The sequence below is a fragment of the Ideonella aquatica genome, from assembly GCF_018069755.1.
GTDB classification, from domain to species: domain Bacteria; phylum Pseudomonadota; class Gammaproteobacteria; order Burkholderiales; family Burkholderiaceae_C; genus Ideonella; species Ideonella aquatica.
On record NZ_JAGQDE010000004.1, the window covers coordinates 44,242 to 62,269 of the forward strand.

Here is an 18,028-nt window from a genome sequence, read left to right on the forward strand (position 1 = left end):
CCCTGCCGGGCCGGTCAGAAAACGACCACCAGGGGTTCGGGGAGCGGGGCGCCGCTGCGTGCCTGGTAATCGGCCCGGTGCCGGGCCAGTGCCGCGGCCGCCGCGCGCTCCTGGCCTTCGGCCTGCAGCCAGCGGGCCCGCACGGCACCCGCCAGCGCCCGGTCGGGATGGCCCTCGGGCCAGTCGGCTGCCAGGGCCGCCTCGGCGGCCTGCAGCAATGCGCTGGCCGACGCCCGGTCGGCCGGCAGGCGCGACGGCAGCAGGCACAGCACCTCGGTCAGGCGGGCCTTGGCCTGGGCCACCCGGGCGGTGGGCGAGTCGGGTTGCGCCGCATGGATCGCGGCGGCCGACCGTGCCGCGGCCGCCGCCTCGCCCAGCCGACCCAATTGGGCCAGCGCGCCGGCCCGCCACAGCAGGCTGGTGGCGTGTCGGGGATCCTGGTCCTGCTTGAGTTGCCGTTCCTGGCTGATCAGCGTGTCCAGCAGCGTGAGTGCCTCGGCCGCCTGTCCGCGCTGGACCAGCACCTGGGCCAGGCGCCGTTGCAGCCCGCGCAGTTCAGAGGCCGACAGGCCGGGGTGGGCCAACGCGATGCGCAGTGATTCGCGGGCGGCGGCTTCGGCGTCGTCCAGCCGCTGCAGGCGCAGGCGCGACAGCACCGTGAAGCTGAGGTTGAGCGCGTACTCGGCGTCCGCGGGCCCATGCACCTCGCGCGAGCGGGCCAGGTTGGCCTGCAGCACCTGGTCGGCTTGCGCGTAGCGCCCGGCGTCGAGCTGGACCATGCCCAGCGTGCGACCCGCATCGACCGCCGGGCTGTTCGCGCGGCCCAGCAGACGGTCCATCTCGGCGATGGCCCCTTGCAGCGCGGTGCTGGCCGGCTCAAAGGCCCGCTGGCGCCACAGCACATAGCCCAGGTTGGCCTGCATGGCGGCCACGCCGTAGCCCTGCTCGGGCCAGCCTCGGGCCAGCACCGGCTCGAGCTCAGCCACCAGGCGCAGCGCCTCGTCGCGCTGGCCGACGGAGGCCAGCGCGGTGGCCAGCATGAAGCGCACATTGACCTCGTCCCAGTGCGGGGTCTTCCAGCGGGCCTGCAGGCGGGGAATGAGCGCGCGCAGCAAGGCGATGGCCTCGCCATGCCGCTGCAGCGAGTTCAATGCGCCGGCCGTGCGGATGTCTGCATTGAGCAAGGCATCGGCGCGCTGACCCGGGTGGGCCAGGAAGATCTGGCGGGCGCGGGCCAGCGTGAGCAGCGCGGGCTCGTAGCGGCCCTGCACCACCTGGGCCCGGCCCAGCAACAGCAGGGCGTCGCCGTGCCCCAGGCTGTCCTCGCCATCCTGCGCCAGCGCCAGCGCCAGACGCTTCTCGGCCAGCGCGACGCTGCGCTTGCCGTCACTGCTCTCAAGGTGCAGCTCGATCAAGGCATCGGTGATCGCGCCACGCAGGCCGGGCTCGCCACCCAGTTCGCCCTCCAGCCGCCGCTCGCCGCGCTCCAGCAGCTCGGCCACGGTCAACGGCCCGCCCCGGGCGCGTCCCGGACCGACGTCACGCACCAGGCCGATCAGGAAGTCCTGGACCGCCTGGGTCCGCCGGGCCTCGCGTTCAGCCCGGCGGGCCTGGTCCAGCGCCAGCGCAAGGCCGACCACCAGGCCCAGCGTGGCCACACTGGCCGCACCCAGCGGCAGGGCGTGCCGGCGGCAGAACTTGCCCAGCCGGTAGTGCCAGCTGTCCGGATGGGCGCGCACCGGCTCGTGGGCCAGCCAGCGGCGCAGGTCGTCTTCCATCGCCTGGGCGGTGGCGTAGCGCTGCTCGGGCAGGGGGCGCAGGGCCTGCAGCACGATGGTGTCCAGGTCGCCACGCAGCTGGCGGCGCAGGCTGTCGGGCTGGCTGGCGCGGCGCTCGGCAGCCTGCCTGTCCGGTGCGGTGCGGCTGGGCCGCGTCAGGTTGGCGTCCAGGATGGCCTGTTCCAGCGCACCGCGGGTGTCGCGCGACAGCCGGTAGGGCCGACAGCCGGTGAGCAGCTCATAGAGCACCACGCCCAGTGAATAGATGTCCGAAGCGATGCCCACCGGCCGTCCCGCCACCTGCTCCGGCGAGGCGTACATCGGCGTCATCGGTGCTGCTGCCACCTCGGTCACCTGGCCGCTGCCGCTCGGGCCTTCCAGCAGCTTGGCGACGCCGAAATCGAGCAGCCGGACCTGTCCGTCGGCCGTGACCAGGATGTTGCCGGGCTTGAGGTCGCGGTGCACCACCAGGCGGCCGTGGGCGAACTGCACCGCCTGCAGGACCTGAAGAAACAGCTGGACGCGCCCGCGCAGGTCCATGCGCGCGGCGTCGCAGTAGCTGCCCAGCGGCTGGCCGTCCACCGGCTCCATCGCCAGCCAGGGCTGCTCACCGCCGTCGGGCAAGGTGGCCGTGCCGGCCTCGTAGAGGCGGGCGATCAGCGGGTGTTCCAGCTGCGCCAGGATGTCGCGCTCGCGCTCGAAGCGCCACGCAAAGGCGCCTGGCGCGCCCGCCAGGCGCGGCAGCTTCAGCGCCACCTCGCGGCGTGGCTCGCCCTCTACGCGCCGGGCCAGCCAGACGCTGCCCATGCCGCCCTCGCCCAGGCAGCGCAGGAGCGCGTAAGGACCAATGCGCTGGCCGCTGCCGGGGGCGCCGTCGTCGCCCAGCGCGTGGACCAGGTCGGGCAGGGCGTCCAGGCCATCGGCCAAGCCATCGTCAGCCTGGGCCAGCAGCCCGGCCAGGCGGTCGCGCAGCCGCGGGTCGGCCTCGCCGATCTGGCGCAGCCGCGTCTGGCGTGGCTCGCCCTCGGGCAGCTCCAGCAACTCGTCGAGCCAGCCCGACAGGCGCTGCAGGTCGTCGGCACTCAGGGCCATGGCGGCCGCATCAGGACAGGAGCTGCGCCTTCAGCAGCAGACGCGCCTTTTGCCAGTCGCGCCGCACCGTGCGATCGGTGATACCCAGCGCCTGGGCGATGGTCTGCTCGTCCAGGCCGCCAAAGCAGCGCATCTCGACGATGCGCACCAGCCGCTGATCGACCTGGGCCAGCGCCTCCAGGGCCTCATGGATGCCCAGCACCTGGTCGTCGGACATCGCCACGGCGTCGGCCACCTCGGTACTGAGCGTGACGTGCAGTTGATCGCCACCGCGGCGCTCGGTCCGCCGCTGGCGCACGAAATCGATGACCACCAGGCGCATCACCCGCGACGCGTAGGCCAGGAACTGGCCCTCGCCACCGGGCAGCTCGGCGGCGTCCAGGCCACGCAGGCGCAGCCAGGATTCGTGGACCAGCGAGGTGGTGTCCAGCAGCGTCACGCCCTCGCTGCGGCGCAGCCGCGCGCGGGCCAGGCGGCGCAGGTCCTGGTAAAGACCGGTGAAATGGGCATCCGCCACGGGCATCGGGGAAGCGGACTCGGCGGCCGGCGAGGCGGGGGCAGCCGGAGGCGAGCGCATGGCGGTACTCCTGCAGAGGCCGTGGGAACGTCGGTCCAGTATGCCAGTGGCGCAAGCCCGCGCGAGCATCGGTGTGGGGCTTGACATGCCACAAGGAATGCCGGAGGAGAGGCGGGTGCGCCCGCAGCGTCACAGGCTGGCGGCCGGCCCTGCAGCGGCGCGAGCCACCCGGGTGACGCGCCGCCGTGCGATCCGTTGGGCGCAGACACACTTCCGTGGCCGACAGGAGTTACATTTCGCCGCAACAGGGGCTGTCACAGGCGTCAGCCGCCGTTGAAGTTGGGAGAACGACAAGTGCCAGATCGCAGGCCCCGAAAGGCCCGGCGGGATGGTGCGCTGGCCTGCCATGAGCGATACCTCTGACACCCTGCCGGCCGTCGGGGAGCTGCTGGAGCGCTCCTCGAGCGGCGACGCCCAGGCCTTGCAGCAGCTCTTCGTGGTGCTGTACCCCGAGATCAAGCGGGTGGCCCGCGCACGCCTGGCCCATGTGCATGGCGCGCCCGGTCTGAACACCACCGCGCTGGTGCACGAGGGTTTCCTGCGCCTGGCCGAGGCCTCGCGCCTGCATGGCCGCACGCGCGGTCAGTTCTTCGCCTATGTGGGCCAGGTGCTGCGCTCGGTCGTCATCGATCACCTGCGCAGCCTGGGTCGCGACAAGCGGGGTGGCGATCAGATCATGGTCACCTTGTCCGAGGCCGCCGGCATCCCGGCCAACCTCAGCTCGGCCGAAGACCTGATCGCCTGCGACCGCGCGCTCAGCCGCATGCGCGAGATCGACCCCGCGCTGTACGAGCTCCTTGAGATTCACGTTTTCGCGGGCCTGTCGATCGCCGACGTGGCCGAGTTGCGCGGCGTCGCCACCCGCACCGTCAACCGCGACTTGATCAAGGCGCGCGCCCTGTTGCGCGAGCTGCTGGGCTGAGACAGCGCAGGTCGTTGCCGTCATGATGGACCGCACGCAGTGGGAGCAGCTGTCGGCGCTGCTGGACGAGGCCCTGGACCTGGCGCCGTCGGCGCGCGCCACCTGGCTGGAGCAGGTATGCACCGAGCAACCGGCGCTGGCCCCGGCGCTGCGGCGGATGCTGGCACAGGCCGAACGGGCTGAAGCGCAGCCGGAAGCGGCCCAGGCGCTGGTCACTGCCTTCGACCAATGGCTGGGTCCGGCGCTGGTGCTTGACGATGATGCGGGCGCCGCCAGCGATCTGCGCGGCCTGCACCTGGGAGCCTGGGTGCTGGCCGAGAAGATCGGCGAGGGCGGCATGGGTCAGGTCTGGCGCGCCAACCGGGCCGACGGTCTGTTCCAGGGCGAGGCAGCCATCAAGCTGTTGCGCGCCGACCTGCCTGCCGAGCGCTTCTCGGCCCGCTTCGCGCGCGAGCGGGCGGTGCTGGCGCGGCTCAACCACCCGGCCATTGCCCACCTGCTGGATGCCGGTATCGCCCAGGGACAGGCCTACCTGGTGCTGGAGCTGGTGCGCGGCCGTCCACTGTCCGAGCATGTGCGTCTGCACGCACCGCTGCTGGCCCAGCGCGTGGCGCTGTTGCGCAGCATTGCCCAGGCGGTGGAGGCGGCGCATGCGCAACTGGTGATCCACCGCGACCTCAAGCCGTCCAATGTGCTGGTCACCGACGCCGGCCAGCCCAAGCTGCTGGACTTCGGCGTCGCCGGCCTGCTGGATGACGACGCCGCGGCCGACGACCTGACACGCCTGACCGGCCGCGGCCTGACGGTCGGCTATGCTGCGCCGGAGCAACTGGCCGGCCAGCCGGTGGGCACCGCCGCCGATGTCTTCTCGCTGGGCGTGATGCTTTTTGAGCTGGTCAGCGGCGCGCTGCCCTTCGGCGCCGCCGGCGACAACCGGGCGACGCTGGAGCGCGCGGTCATGGAGACCCCGCCGCACCGCCTGCTCGACGCCGCCCCGGCGCCTGGCGGGCCCGGGCCGGCCACCGATGCCGGGCGCGCCCGCGGTGACCTGGAAGCGGTGATCGCCAAGGCGCTGCACAAGGATCCGGCGCAGCGCTACCGCAACGTCAGCGCGCTGATCGAGGACCTGGACCACTGGTCAGCCCGGCGGCCGGTGCGCGCCCAGCGCCGCGACTGGCGGCATGACAGCCTGCTGTGGTTGCGCCGCCATGCGCTGCTGGCCGCCAGCACGGCGATCGTCACCTGCTCGCTGGCGATCGGCCTGGGCAGCAGCCTGTGGCAATGGCAGCGCGCGACCGAGGCAGCTCGCCAGTCCGACGAGGTCACCGCCTACCTGCAAGAGCTGCTGGCCTCGGCCAGCCCGGACCGCCACGGCGGCGAATGGCCGACGGTGCTGCAACTGCTGCGCAAGGCGCGCGAGGATGTGATGCAGCGCTTCGGCGACTCGCCGGGAACCCGCTTGCGCGTGCTGCAGGTGCTGGTGGCCACCAACCAGCAGCTCAACCGCCATGACATCGCGCAGCCGCTGGCGCGCGAGCTGGTGGCGCTGAGCGTGCAGATCCACGGCGAGGAGTCCGCCCCCACCCTGAAGGCGCGCCTGGACCAGTCCCGCAGCTGGATCCTGCAGGGCCAGCCGGACCTGATCGTCGAGAGCATCGCCCCGGCCATCCCGCGCCTGCGGCGCGTGTTTGGCGCCGACAGCGACGAACTGCTCAACGGCCTGATGCTGCTCGACGCCGCCTACGCCCGACTGGGCCGCACCGACGAGGCTGCGCAGGCACTGGCCCAGGCCTGGGAGATCATCCAGACGATGCAGGGCCCCGAGGCCGAGCGCCTGCGTGCCAGCTACCTGAACCACCTGAGCATCGTGCAGAGCGCCCAGGGCCATCTGCGCGAGGCCATCGCGACCCTGCAGCGCACCCAGGTGTACTGGGGCCGCACCGAGCCGAACTGGCAGCGCGAGGTGCTGACTTACCAGCGCAATCTGCTGGCCCTGCAGATCCGGGCCGGCGACTACGGCGACATCGAGCCGCGCCTGCGCAGCCTGCTGCCGCGCATCGATGCCCTGATGAAGCCGGGCAGCGGCCTGAACCTGTCGCTGCGCCATGAGCTGGGACGCTTTCTGCTGGAAACCGGCCGCTGGCCCGAGGCCCTGCGCCAGCGTGAGGACGATCTGGCCTATGCCCAGGCCGCCGGCGTGGTCCACCCGATCACCCAGATGGCGATGCGGGCACAGCGTCTTCAGTTGCAGGGCCTGACCCATGCGCTGCCTGCCGTCGACTACGCCGCGCAGGCCCGGGCCCTGATGCAGCAATTGCAGCGTGAGCAGGAGTGGCTGGGCCTGCAGCGCGTGGAGATCCGCCTCGCGCTGGCCCGTGGCGCGCTGGCGCTGGACCTGGGTGATCTGGCCACCGAGCTGATCGAGGCCCTGCGCCAGGAACCCGGTGTGCGCGACGGCTGGGACCGACCCGTGCGCGCCCGGGTGGATCGGCTGGCGGCCCAACTGGCCCGCTGGCGGGGCGACCTGCCCGAGGCACGCCGGTTGCTCCAGGGGTTGTTGGGGTCGGGGCCGGCTGCCGCCAGGCCGACGCTGGACGCGTGGTCGACGGCACTGGACCACGCCTGGCTGCTGCAGCAGCAGAGTGACCCGGCGGCAGCCCAGGCGTTGGCCGAGGCGCAGCAGCGTCGGCCGCCGGCCGTGCCACCCGGCCATCCGCTGGACCAGGTGCAGGCCTACCTGGCCAGCCGCCTGCAGACCCAGGACCCGGTCGCCGGGCGCGCTGCCCAGGCCGCCATCCTGCGGGCACAGGGTGCGCTGGACGGGCGGAGCGGGGCCGGACGGGCGTCCTTGTTCGGGGCGTTGATCTAGGGTTTTCCCTTGATAGTGTCGCAGGCCTGCGGCGCATGTCGTCTGTTCATGCAACGGGGCTGCCCATCGGGGGTGGCCTGTCCTGGGCCACGCTCCACACCATGAAACCATCTGCTTCCGCCGCCTCGCACCCGTTGGCCACGCCACGCGCGTCGGCCGGCGGCGAGCTGGTGATCGACCGGCACACCCGGCGCGTCTACCGCCACGGACAGCCGCTGGCCGTGGGCGTGCGCGCCTTCGAGTTGCTGGCGGCCCTGGTCGGTGCCGAGGGACGGGTGCTGAGTGCTGATGAGCTGCGCCGCCAGGTGTGGGAGGACAAGTCCGTTGGCGACAACAACCTGCGCGTGCAGCTGACGCTGCTGCGGCGGGTGCTGGGTGCCGAGGCCATCGTCCACCACCGCGGCCGCGGCTACCAACTGGCCCTGCCGATCCAGGAGCAGGACAGCGCCGACGGTTCACCGGCTCCGGCCCTGCCGGTCGCGCAGGTCGATGATCTGCCCGAATCGCCCTGGCCGCTGGTGGGGCGCGAGCGCTGCCTGGACGAGATCGCGCTGCGGCTGGCCCAGCATCAGCGTGTCACGCTGCTGGGGCCCGCGGGCGTGGGCAAGAGCGGCCTGGCGCTGGCGGCGGCGCGGGCCGTGGTGGGCGCGGGCGGTGCGCCGGTGTGGTGGATCCACCTGGCGCCGCTGCGCGACGGCCTGCAGCTGGCCAGCGCCCTGCGCTCGGCGCTGCAGCTCGATATCAGCGGCCCGCTGTCGCTGGATCGGGTCAGTGCCGCGCTGGGTGAGCGCGAAGGTCTGCTGGTGCTGGATGCCTGCGAGCACCTGCTGTCGCTGGTCACGGCTTTTTGCGACCGCCTGCTGCGGGTGGCGCCCCATGTGCGCGTGCTGGCCACCACCCGCAAGAGCCTGCGCAGTGCGGGCGAACAGGTGCTGCTCGTGCCGACGCTGGAGCTGCCGGACGACTTGCCCCAGACCCCGCTGCCCCTGGTGCGCGCCAGCAGTGCCTGCCAGCTGTTCGAAATGCGCGTGCGCTCGGCCGATCCGCGCTTTCGCCTGACCCCGGTGAATGCCCCGGTCGTGGCCGAGATCTGCCGCCGGCTCGATGGCAACCCACTGGCGCTGGTGCTGGCGGCCAGCCGGGTGCCTTCGGTCGGGCTGCTCGACCTGCGCGATTCGCTGGACCAGCGCCTGACCTGGGTGCGCCCCGCCGTCGATGATGACGAGCGGCACCAGAGCCTGCATGCCGCGCTGGACTCCAGCCACGCCTTGCTGCGGGCCGCCGAGCAACGCCTGCTGTGGGTCGTCAGTGTGTTTGACGGCGCCTTCGGTCTGGACGATGCGCGCGCCGTGGCCCATGCCGACCCGGCGCTGGACCGCGTGTCGCTGGTGGACGCAATGGCCACGCTGGTCGAGCACGGCCTGGTCGAGGTCGACGGCGACAGTCTGCTGGGCGCCGACTCGGCGCGGGCGCGCTACACCCTGCATGAGTCGGTGCGCTTGTTCGCCCGCGACCTGCTGCAGCGCTCGGGGCGCCTGGACGATGTGCTGCGCGCCCATGGTCACCAGTTGCTGGCCCAACTCAAGGACCGGGCGGCCGACCGGCCGGGCCCGGGCCGGCCCGAGGCCGTGCGTCGCCAGCATGCCAGCGTGCAGCGCGTCATCGCCTGGGCCAGCGCCGCCGATCCCCTGCTGGCCCTGCGGCTGTGCGCGCTGTGTGCCACGCCCTGGCGACGCATGGGTCTGCATGCGCTGGCGCGGCAGCTGGCGCGGCCGCTGCTGTCCCAGCCGGTGGAGCCGGCGCAGGTCTCGGCCCGCATCGAGCTGCTGCTGGCGCTGTGCGCGGTGGACGCCGAGCTGGAAGACGCTCCCGCGGTGCTTGCCGATGCCACCGACGCACTGGCCTTGCTGGCGGGCCACCCCGACGCCTGGCAACGCGCCCAGGCCCTGGGGTGGCGCGCCCAGGCCTGGGCGCTTGACGGCCATCTGGCCCTGGCCTGCGAGGGTCTGGCCGAGGCCGTGCCACTGTGGCGCGAGACCGGTGATGAGCGCGGCCTGAGCCAGGCCCTGCAGCAGCAAGGTGGGGCGCTGCTGCTGGCAGGCCGCAGCGAGGAAGCCCGGGCCGCCTTGCAGGAGGCATTGATGCTCTGCCGCGCCGCGCGCGAACGCAGCCACGGCGAGGACGACTGGGGCATGATGCAGATCCACGAGCAGCTGGGCGAGCTGGAGCTGGGGGCCGGCCACATCTCGCTGGCTGCCGAACACCTGGAGCGTGCGGCGCTGCTGGCGCGCCGCGCGCCCAACCACTTCCGGCTGGCACGCACGCTGGCGCTGCTGGGCCACGTGTACCTGCGTCTGGGCGAGCGCGAGCAGGCTGCAGTGTGCGTCGCTGAAGGCATCGACATCGCGCTGCGTCAGGGCTTTGCGCGGCTGCTGGCCGACAACGCCCATGTGCTGTCCGGCGTGCTGATGGCCGCCAACCAGCCGGTGCGTGCCCTGGCGGCCAGCCGCTATGCCGAACGCCAGCGTGAACGCCTGGGCATGCTGTGCGCGCCCGTCGTCCAGGAGCTGGTCGATGCCGTGGCCGTCCAGGTGCTGACAGCCATCCCGGCGCGCCAGCGTCGTGCTGCCGAGGCCCAGGCCGAACTGGTCACGCTGGAGGAGCTGCGCGACTGGGCTGGCGAGGTGGCGGGCCTGCCGGCGTCTGTCCCGCAGGCCCACTGAGTCGGGTTCAGGGCGGCGGCGGCGGGGCCTGGGCGGGGGCGGTTGCCGCCGCCGGGGTGGGCTTCAGCGAGGACCGCAAGGTCATGAAGCGCCCCAACAGATCAAACCAGAACGGCGCGCCCAGCATCACCGCGAAGGCGCTGACCAGCCATCCCAGACCCAGCATCAGCAGCGCCAGCGGATCGGCCTGCCGCCATCCGCCGTGCGGCTTCAGCTGAGGCAGGCAGGCGCCGGGCTGCCAACCGATCGGCAGGCCGACCGTGCCCAGCTGCTGCCGCAATGCGTTCAGTCGCTGGTCGGGTGCCTGACCGGCCAGGCCGGCCTGGGCGTCCTGCACCTGGCTGGCCTGCTGCACGGCGGCTTCGCGCAGCGCCCGGTCGGCCAGCAGGCGGTTCATCACGTGCAGTGCGTCGATGTTCAGCACCACCGCGGCGCCCAGGCCCACCGAAAACAGCACCGCCTGCGTGCGGCGCTTGTACCAGCCGCTGGCCCGCTGCATGGTGCCGTCGAACCACTGTGCCAGGTGCTGGCGCACGGCGGCCGGGTCATCGCCGCCGCGGTCCAGGGCCCACTGCAGCACGCGCCGCAGGTGCGGCGAGTCGTGCTGGGCCGCCCGCGCGCGCAGCTCGGCCGGTGTCAGGGCGGCGGCTGCGGGGCGCTGGCCGTCGCCGTGGGCCACCAGGTCCAGCAGGGCATCGACGAAGCGCTCCGGGGGGATGTACGAGGGCAACTGGCGACGCGCATGCAGGCGCATGTGCCGGGCCCCCAGACCGGGCGTGAGCGGGCTGCGCCACAGCTTGTCCGGGTTGTACTTGCCCTGGAACAGCGAGTAGATCAGCGGGTGCTCGTAGAGCTGCTGGGTCAGCTTGCCCTGGTCGTCGTCGAGCAGCACGCGCAGGCCGCGCTCCAGGTCCATGGCGCGCCATTTCATGATCCCCTCGATCCATTCCTGGATCGCGGTGCAGATCAGCGACATGGTGAGGAACAGGAAGGCCATGCCAATGGCGACTTCCAGGGTTTCCGAATTGAACATGGACCTCCCGTGGGATCTGGCGGGCAGTCTCCACGGACCGCTCGGGGGGCGGCATCCGGCAAAGTAGGGGGGGGCCCGGCCTCAGGCCGCCAGTTGCGCCCATTGCCACAGTGCAAAGCCCGCCAGCAGCAGCGCTGACGCGGCGTTGATGCGGCGGCGCCAGGCCACGTCCAGCGCGTGGCGCAGGCGGCTCACCCCCCAGCTCAGACCCAGCCACCACAGCGCAGAGCCCAGCCACACGCCCAGCACCATCAGGGACGGCGACAGCGCCGGCCCGCCGGCGCCGGCCAGCGCGCCGAAGACGGCGATGAAGGACAGGATGGTGGCCGGGTTCGACAAGGTCAGTGCGAAGGTGCCGCCGAAGTGGCGCAGCAGGTCGCCGCCGGAGGGCAGTGGCGCGGCGCTGGTCGCCAGCGGCGCGCGCCAGGTCTGCCAGGCCAGCCACAGCAGCAGCGCGCCGCCGCCCAGCGCCAGCGGCACCCGGGCACCCACCAGCCAGGTGATGGCGGCCTGCACGCCCCAGGCGCCCAACGCGCCGTAGGCCGCGTCGGCGCAGGCGGCGCCCAGGCCAGTGGCCAGGCCGGCGGTCATGCCGCCATCCAGCGTGCGGCGAATCGTCAGCAGGCCGATCGGGCCGACCGGGGCGGCAATGCCCAGGCCGACCAGCATGGCCTGCAGGAATCGGGGATCAGTCAGTGCATCCGTCATCATGATCAGGATGTTAAGTGGGTCGATTGGTCATGGCCAGTTGATTCGTATGGTCAAACTGCAGCATAGGCGTATGATTTTCTGGTCTGGAGCCCTCAGTACCGAAAACCATGAGCTTCGATGTCGATGCCCGTTCCTGGGCCCTGCTGCAGGCGCTGCAGCGCGATGGCCGGGCGCCGCTGAAGGTCCTGGCTGAAGCCTGCGGCCTGAGCGTGGCCGCCACCGCGGAGCGGCTGCGTCGTTTGCAGGACGCCGGCGTGGTGCGCGGCGTGCACGCCGAACTCGACCCGGTACGGGCCGGCTACGGTGTGCAGGCCGTGGTGGCCATCCAGGCGCCGCAGCCCGGCAAGCAGCCTCTGCTGGCCTGTCTTCAGGAGATGCCCGAAGTGCTGGAGTGTCACCACGTGACCGGGGCCGATTCCTACCTGGTGCAGGTGGTGGCGGTGGACCTGGCCCACCTGGAGACGCTGGTGTCGGCGATCAGCCGTTGGGGCGAGACGCGCACCTCGCTGGTCTTCTCGACGCCGATCCGCCGCCGGCCGCTGCAGCCGCCGCGCCGACCTGCCTAGAATCCCCACCATGACCGAGACCACCAAGCCTGCGCTGCCCGACCGCCTGAGCGTCGACCCCAAGAGCCCCCACCACGTGCCCGCGGTGTTCGAACACGACATCGGCATCCGCTTCAACGGCAAGGAGCGCTTTGACGTCGAGGAGTACTGCCTCAGTGAAGGCTGGGTCAAGGTGCCGGCGGGCAAGACGGTCGACCGCAAGGGCCGGCCGCTGTGCGTCAAGTTGAAGGGGCAGGTCGAGGCCTACTACCGCTGAGCACGGCGCGTGCTGCAGGCCTTCAGCACGCCTGAGGCCTTGTGGGCCGCATTCGTTGTGAGAGCCCAGGTGCTGCTGCTGGGCTGCGTGCTGTTGAGCGTTGTGGTGTGGGTGGCCGGTCGACGCAGCGAACTGCGCTGGAGCGTGGGCGAGGCCGCCTTGGTGGGTGTTCTGGTGCTGGCCGGGGGGCTCTGGATCTTCAAGACCAGCACCCTGGACCGCTTCTGGCAGCTGGAGGCTTCGCCCAGCGGGGTTCGGCTGGCCTATCGCCATGAGGTCCTGGCGTGGCCGGCCGCCGAGGTGCTGCAGGTGCAGTACGGCTTTCGCAGCAAGACGCTGCACGGTCCTTGCCACCTCGCCCTGCACACGGCCGATGGACGGCGCCATGTCAGCGCCGAGATGCGCTTGTCGCTGCAGGCGTGCAAGGACCTGCGCGCCGAGGTGATGGCGGCCCTGGGCCGCTGAGGGTGCTCAGCGGTGGAAGGGGCGGGTCTGCGCGGCGGCCTGCAGCGCCAGCAAGGCCGCGCGCGCATCGCCCGGCACCAGGGTGGCCGAGGCGGCCAGCATCAGGTTGCGGGGCAGCCCGAAATCCTCCACCGTCCAGCCCTGTGCGTCCTGCGCGCCACCCAGTTGTTGGCGCAGTGAGCGGGTGTCGGCCAGGTAGGCCCAGACCGGCTTGCCCAGCGCGGCGGCGAATCCCAGCTCAAAGGCGGTGCCCGAGTCGGGTTCCTGGCCGCGAAAGTCATTGAGATTGGCCAGCACCAGATCGGCCCGGCGGATCAGCGCGCAGTTGGCATCGCAGATCCAGCGAGCTGCCTCGGCACCGGCCAGTCCGGCCGGCAGGGCATGGTCCAGCGGGTACAGGCCACGGTGGCCGAATTCGGCGCACAGCGCCTTCAAGGCCTGGCCATGCGCCAGCGCATCGGGTCGGAACACGTCCGGCCCGGCCAGGTAAATCGTCAAGCCATGCATCGCGCCGAGCATAGCGCCCGGCGCCACCGGTGCAGTGTCAGTTCATCTCGGTGACGAACTGCTCGCGCGGCCGGCGCACCTTCTGCAGCTTGGCCAGCCAGTCGCCGCTCTCCTGGCGGTAGCCCAGCGGCAGCAGGGTGACGCTCTTCAGGCCCCTGGCCTGCAGGCCCAGGATCTCGTCGACGGCGGCCGGGTCGAAGCCTTCCATCGGCGTGGCGTCCACGCCTTCGAAGGCCGCTGCGATCACCGAGGCGCCGAAGCCGATGTAGGCCTGACGCGCCGCGTGCTCGAAGTTGACCTGCGGATCACGCCCGGGGTAGGCGGCCAGCAGCTTCTGGCGGTAGGCCTCCCAGCCTTCGTTGGTGAAGCCGCGCACCTGGTTGGTGTAGTCGAACATCGCGTTGATGCGCTCGGCCGTGTAGTTGTCCCAGGCGGCGAAGACCAGCAGGTGCGAGCCCTCGGTGATCTGGGCCTGGTTCCAGGCCACGGCCTGGATCCGGGCGCGCAGTGCGGGGTTGGTGACGACGATCACCTCGAAGGGTTGCAGGCCGCTGGAGGTGGGGGCCAGGCGGGCAGCCTCGACGATGCGCTCCACCTTGTCCTGCGCCACGGCCTTGGCCGGGTCCATCTTCTTGGTGGCGTAGCGCCAGTTCAGCTTGTCGAGCAAGGGCATGGAAGATCCTGAAAATAGAACGATCGTGCGAGTCTAGGCCGGTCGGCGCACGGCCGCCGGACCCAGGACATTCGTCGATGTGCTAAGCCAGGCTCAGAGCCGGGCGCCCAGGCGCACGCCCTGGTCGATGGCGCGCTTGGCATCGAGCTCGCCGGCCTCCAGGGCGCCGCCGATCACATGCACCGGCAGGCCGGCCGCCCGCAGCGGCGCCTCCAGCTCGCGCAGCGGCTCCTGGCCGGCGCACAGCACGACCGTGTCGACCTCCAACCAGCGCGGGTTCTCGCGCTGCTCGCCTTCGCTGATCTTCAGCCCGGTGTCACTGATCTGCTCGTAGTTCACGCCGCCCAGCATGCGCACCCCGGCGCGCTTGAGCACGCTGCGGTGGATCCAGCCGGTGGTCTTGCCCAGACCGGCGCCGGGCTTGCTGGCCTTGCGCTGCAGCAGCGTGACCTGGCGGGCCGGCGGATGCGGCTCGGTCGGCTCCGCCAGACCGCCGCGCGCGATGGCGGGGTCGGTCACACCCCATTCGGCCAACCAGGCGGGCAGGTCCAGCGCCGTGCTGGTGCCGGCATGGGTGAGGAACTCGGCCACGTCGAAACCGATGCCGCCCGCGCCTACCACCGCCACGCGCGGCCCCACTGGGGCGCCGCGCAGCACATCGAGGTAGCTCAGCGCCTTGGCGTGCGGCAAGCCGGGGATGGCCGGGGTGCGCGGCAGCACGCCGGTGGCCAGCACCACCTCGCTGGCGCCCAGGGCCTGGATGGATTCAGGCGTGGCGCGGGTGCCCAGGTGCAGATGCACGCCGGTGCGGGCGATGCGCTCACCCCAGTAGCGCAGCGTCTCGTGGAACTCCTCCTTGCCGGGCACGCGCTTGGCCAGGTTGAGCTGGCCGCCGATCTCGGGGCCGGCGTCGATCAGATGCACGGTGTGGCCGCGCTCGGCCAGGGTGGTGGCGGCGGCCAGGCCGGCCGGGCCGGCACCCACCACGGCCACGGTCTTGCGCGCGGCGGCCGGGGTGATCAGGATCTCGGTCTCCCTGCAGGCCCGCGGGTTGACCAGACAGCTCGAGAGCTTGTTGTCGAACACATGGTCCAGGCAGGCCTGGTTGCAGGCGATGCAGGTGTTGATCTCGCGCGCGCGGCCCTCGCGCGCCTTCTTCACGAAGTGGGCGTCGGCCAGCAGCGGCCGCGCCATCGAGACCATGTCGGCATAGCCTTCGGCCAGCAGGGTATTGGCCAACTCGGGCGTGTTGATGCGGTTGCTGGTGATCAGCGGAATGCCCACCTCGGCCTTCATCTTCTTCGTCAGCCAGGCGAACGCGGCGCGCGGCACGCTGGTGGCGATGGTGGGCACGCGGGCCTCGTGCCAGCCGATGCCGGTGTTGATGATGGTGGCGCCGGCCGCCTCGATGGCCTTGGCCAGCAGCACCACCTCGTCCCAGCTGGAGCCACCGGGCACCAGGTCGATCATCGACAGGCGGTAGATCAGGATGAAGTCCGGGCCTACCGCCTCACGGGTGCGGCGCACGATCTCCACCGGCAGGCGCATGCGGTTTTCGTAGGAGCCGCCCCAGCGGTCGTCGCGGTGGTTGGTGGCCGCGGCGATGAACTGGTTGATGAAGTAGCCCTCGCTGCCCATGATCTCGACGCCGTCGTAGCCCGCCTCGCGGGCCAGCGTGGCGCAGCGCACGAAGGCGCGGATCTGGCGCTCGATGCCGCGCTCGGACAGTGCGCGCGGGCGAAAGGGCGAGATCGGGCTCTTGAGGGCCGAGGGCGCCACCGCCAGCGGCTGGTAGGCGTAGCGGCCGGTGTGCAGGATCTGCAGCGCGATCCGGCCGTCGCGCTGGTGCACGGCGTCGGTCACCACTCGGTGGCGCTTGACCGCGCCGCGCGTGGCCAGCGTGCCGGCGAAGGGCTTGGCCCAGCCCTCGATGTTGGGGGCGAAGCCGCCGGTGACGATCAGGCCGACTTCGCCCTCGGCGCGCTCGGCGAAGTAGGCCGCCAGCTTGCTGAGGTCGCGGCCTTCCTCCAGGCCGGTGTGCATCGAGCCCATCAGCACGCGGTTCTTCAGCGTGGTGAAGCCCAGGTCCAGCGGTTGCAGCAGGTGCGGGTAGGTGCTCATGGTCGGCGCGGTGTCAGGGGTGCGCCGATTGTGGTGGCCCGCAGCGACCGGGCGACTGGAGGTTTCGCCCTAAAGCGCGTCACCTGGGTGACAGGGACTCGGTCGGCTGCAGGGCCTGGTGCAGGCTGAGATACACCTTGCCATGCACGCGGTGGCTCCAATCGGCGCTGGCCAGGCGGTCCATCACCGGGCCCTTGACCTCGGCCAGGTCCAGGCGCACACCGCGCGCGTGCAGGGCTTCGTCCAGGGCCAGCAGCGCGGTGAGCCCGCTGAAGTCGATCGTGTTGACCGGCGACATCTGCAGCACCACGCGGCGGGTGTCCTCATCCAACTGGTCCTGCACCAGGCTGCCCAGCTCGCGGGCGTTGGTGAACAGCAGGCTCTCGTCGATGCGCAGCGCCACCACGCCGGGCTGCTCTTCGGCGGTGTGGCGCTCGATGTTGCGGTAGTGCTCGGTGCCGGGCACGCGGCCGATGCGCGCGACATGCGGGTCGGCGGTGCGCTGCAGCAGCAGCGCGGCCGACAGCGCCACGCCCACGCTGAGCGCGACCTCCATGCTGGCCAGCAGGGTCAGCGCGGCCACGCCCAGCATGACCCAGAACTCGGCATGGGCAAAGCGCCAGGCCAGGCGGAACGGTCCCAGGTCGAGCATCGACGATGCGGCCACCAGGATGGTGGCGGCCAGCACCGCGCGCGGCAGGTGGGCCAGCGGCTCGGCCAGCACCACCGCGCTGAGCGCCATCATCAGGCCAACCATCACGCCCACCCGCTTGCTGCGCGCGCCGGCGTCGTAGGCCACGGCACTGCGCGACAGTCCGCCACCCACCGGCATGCCGCCGGTCAGCGCCGCCACGATGTTGGAGGCCCCCAGACCGGCCAGTTCGCGTCGCGGCACGATGTGCTGGCGGCAGCGCGCGGCCAGGCTGCTGACCACCGCCAGGTGCTCCACCGAGGCCAGCAGCGCGATCATCGACGCCGTGGGCAGCAGCAGCCGCCACAGCTGCAGGTCCAGCAGCGGCAGGCTGGCACGGATCGCCAAGGGCGGCAGGGTGCCCACGGTGCGCACGCCCTGGTCGGCCAACGGCCACAGCAGTGCCGCGCCAATGGCCAGCGCCATCGCCAGCAAGGGAGCCAGCCGGCCCAGCAGGCGCGGCAGGCCAGGGCGCCGCGACAGCCACAGCAGGCCCAGCGTGCCGGCACCCACGGCCAGCGTCGGCGGGTTGACCACCTGGCTGGCGCCCAGCCAGCCCTGCAGCACCGTCGCCAGGCCGTTGCCCGACGAACTGCTGCCCAGCAACACGGGCAGCTGCGTGATGACGATGGTCAGCGAGGCGCCGGTCATGAAGCCGTGCAGCACCGGCACGCTCAGCAGCGCCACCAGGGCATCCAGGCGCAACAGCGCACCCAGGGCCAGCACGGCGCCGATCTCCAGCGCCAGCACGCCGGCCAGCGCCACCACCGGCGTGCCCGCCGGTGCCACCGCCAGCGCATGGTGCAGGCCCTGGGCGGTCATCAGCGACAGCACGGCCCCCGGGCCCATGACGCTGAAGGGGCTGGTGCCCACCGCAGCGTAGGCCATTGCCGGCACGATGCTGGCCGCCAGGCCCAGCTCGGCCGGCAGGCCGGCCAGCAGCGCGTAGGCCAGGCTCTGCGGAATCAGCAGCAGCGTGATGATGCTGGCGGCGACGGCGTCGTCGCGCCAGGAGGGGCGGGCGGCCGGCGAGGCGCTCAAGGC

The 18,028-nt window shown here is 72.0% G+C and carries 14 protein-coding genes; 6 read left to right on the forward strand and 8 right to left on the reverse strand.

From position 1 onward, the window contains the following. Positions 1-14 precede the first annotated feature (14 nt). Complete coding sequence (locus KAK06_RS06520; RefSeq protein WP_210801126.1) at positions 15-2,870, reverse strand: serine/threonine-protein kinase; 2,856 nt, start codon at positions 2,868-2,870, stop codon at positions 15-17. Between the two features lie 10 nt (positions 2,871-2,880). After that, the gene (locus KAK06_RS06525) at positions 2,881-3,447 is read right to left on the reverse strand and encodes an ECF-type sigma factor (protein ID WP_210801127.1); all 567 of its coding nucleotides are present in this window, start codon (positions 3,445-3,447) and stop codon (positions 2,881-2,883) included. Between the two features lie 346 nt (positions 3,448-3,793). Here KAK06_RS06525 and KAK06_RS06530 point away from each other — a divergent pair, with 346 nt between their 5' ends. The 3 genes from KAK06_RS06530 (at position 3,794) to KAK06_RS06540 (ending at position 9,961) form a co-directional block, all read left to right on the forward strand. Beyond that, on the forward strand, positions 3,794-4,369 hold the full coding sequence (locus KAK06_RS06530) for an ECF-type sigma factor (protein WP_210801128.1): 576 nt from the start codon (positions 3,794-3,796) through the stop codon (positions 4,367-4,369). Positions 4,370-4,391: 22 nt separating this feature from the next. Next, positions 4,392-7,238, forward strand: a complete 2,847-nt coding sequence (locus KAK06_RS06535; RefSeq protein WP_210801129.1) for a serine/threonine-protein kinase — start codon at positions 4,392-4,394, stop codon at positions 7,236-7,238. Positions 7,239-7,339: 101 nt separating this feature from the next. Then, positions 7,340-9,961: an ATP-binding protein gene (locus tag KAK06_RS06540; protein ID WP_210801130.1), complete on the forward strand. Its 2,622-nt coding sequence runs from the start codon at positions 7,340-7,342 to the stop codon at positions 9,959-9,961. A gap of 7 nt (positions 9,962-9,968) precedes the next feature. On the opposite strand, the gene KAK06_RS06545 is transcribed toward KAK06_RS06540, so the two are convergent. Both KAK06_RS06545 and KAK06_RS06550 read right to left on the reverse strand, forming a co-directional pair. Next, on the reverse strand, positions 9,969-10,994 hold the full coding sequence (locus KAK06_RS06545) for a hypothetical protein (protein WP_210801131.1): 1,026 nt from the start codon (positions 10,992-10,994) through the stop codon (positions 9,969-9,971). 81 nt (positions 10,995-11,075) lie between these two features. Continuing rightward, a complete protein-coding gene (locus KAK06_RS06550; protein ID WP_247652704.1) occupies positions 11,076-11,705 on the reverse strand; it encodes a LysE family translocator in 630 nt (209 codons plus the stop codon). A 107-nt stretch (positions 11,706-11,812) separates the two neighbouring features. Between KAK06_RS06550 and KAK06_RS06555 the strand changes: the two genes are divergently transcribed. Genes KAK06_RS06555 through KAK06_RS06565 form a run of 3 tightly spaced genes read left to right on the forward strand, consistent with a single transcriptional unit; the run spans position 11,813 to position 12,992 of the window. Continuing rightward, positions 11,813-12,271 (forward strand): Lrp/AsnC family transcriptional regulator, encoded by a 459-nt coding sequence (locus KAK06_RS06555; RefSeq protein WP_210801132.1) that lies wholly within the window; start codon positions 11,813-11,815, stop codon positions 12,269-12,271. A 10-nt stretch (positions 12,272-12,281) separates the two neighbouring features. Then, positions 12,282-12,527: a DUF3297 family protein gene (locus KAK06_RS06560; protein ID WP_210801133.1), complete on the forward strand. Its 246-nt coding sequence runs from the start codon at positions 12,282-12,284 to the stop codon at positions 12,525-12,527. Positions 12,528-12,536: 9 nt separating this feature from the next. Continuing rightward, a complete protein-coding gene (locus KAK06_RS06565) occupies positions 12,537-12,992 on the forward strand; it encodes a hypothetical protein (RefSeq protein WP_210801134.1) in 456 nt (151 codons plus the stop codon). Positions 12,993-12,998: 6 nt separating this feature from the next. Here KAK06_RS06565 and KAK06_RS06570 read toward each other — a convergent pair whose 3' ends face one another. The 4 genes from KAK06_RS06570 to KAK06_RS06585 form a co-directional block, all read right to left on the reverse strand. Next, positions 12,999-13,499 (reverse strand): nucleoside 2-deoxyribosyltransferase, encoded by a 501-nt coding sequence (locus KAK06_RS06570; RefSeq protein ID WP_210801135.1) that lies wholly within the window; start codon positions 13,497-13,499, stop codon positions 12,999-13,001. 37 nt (positions 13,500-13,536) lie between these two features. Continuing rightward, entirely contained in the window at positions 13,537-14,172 is a 636-nt protein-coding gene (locus tag KAK06_RS06575) for an NAD(P)H-dependent oxidoreductase (protein ID WP_210801136.1), read from the reverse strand. Positions 14,173-14,265: 93 nt separating this feature from the next. After that, positions 14,266-16,293 (reverse strand): NADPH-dependent 2,4-dienoyl-CoA reductase, encoded by a 2,028-nt coding sequence (locus KAK06_RS06580; RefSeq protein WP_210801137.1) that lies wholly within the window; start codon positions 16,291-16,293, stop codon positions 14,266-14,268. Positions 16,294-16,372: 79 nt separating this feature from the next. Beyond that, positions 16,373-18,025: a SulP family inorganic anion transporter gene (locus KAK06_RS06585; protein WP_210801138.1), complete on the reverse strand. Its 1,653-nt coding sequence runs from the start codon at positions 18,023-18,025 to the stop codon at positions 16,373-16,375. Positions 18,026-18,028: the final 3 nt, after the last annotated feature.

Bases quoted from the DNA above. Each gene is read 5' to 3' on its own strand.
- KAK06_RS06520 (WP_210801126.1), bottom strand. From the start codon at position 2,870: ATGGCCCTGAGTGCCGACGACCTGCAGCGCCTGTCGGGCTGGCTCGAC.
- KAK06_RS06525 (WP_210801127.1), bottom strand. From the start codon at position 3,447: ATGCGCTCGCCTCCGGCTGCCCCCGCCTCGCCGGCCGCCGAGTCCGCT.
- KAK06_RS06530 (WP_210801128.1), top strand. From the start codon at position 3,794: ATGAGCGATACCTCTGACACCCTGCCGGCCGTCGGGGAGCTGCTGGAG.
- KAK06_RS06535 (WP_210801129.1), top strand. From the start codon at position 4,392: ATGATGGACCGCACGCAGTGGGAGCAGCTGTCGGCGCTGCTGGACGAG.
- KAK06_RS06540 (WP_210801130.1), top strand. From the start codon at position 7,340: ATGAAACCATCTGCTTCCGCCGCCTCGCACCCGTTGGCCACGCCACGC.
- KAK06_RS06545 (WP_210801131.1), bottom strand. From the start codon at position 10,994: ATGTTCAATTCGGAAACCCTGGAAGTCGCCATTGGCATGGCCTTCCTG.
- KAK06_RS06550 (WP_247652704.1), bottom strand. From the start codon at position 11,705: ATGATGACGGATGCACTGACTGATCCCCGATTCCTGCAGGCCATGCTG.
- KAK06_RS06555 (WP_210801132.1), top strand. From the start codon at position 11,813: ATGAGCTTCGATGTCGATGCCCGTTCCTGGGCCCTGCTGCAGGCGCTG.
- KAK06_RS06560 (WP_210801133.1), top strand. From the start codon at position 12,282: ATGACCGAGACCACCAAGCCTGCGCTGCCCGACCGCCTGAGCGTCGAC.
- KAK06_RS06570 (WP_210801135.1), bottom strand. From the start codon at position 13,499: ATGCATGGCTTGACGATTTACCTGGCCGGGCCGGACGTGTTCCGACCC.
- KAK06_RS06575 (WP_210801136.1), bottom strand. From the start codon at position 14,172: ATGCCCTTGCTCGACAAGCTGAACTGGCGCTACGCCACCAAGAAGATG.
- KAK06_RS06580 (WP_210801137.1), bottom strand. From the start codon at position 16,293: ATGAGCACCTACCCGCACCTGCTGCAACCGCTGGACCTGGGCTTCACC.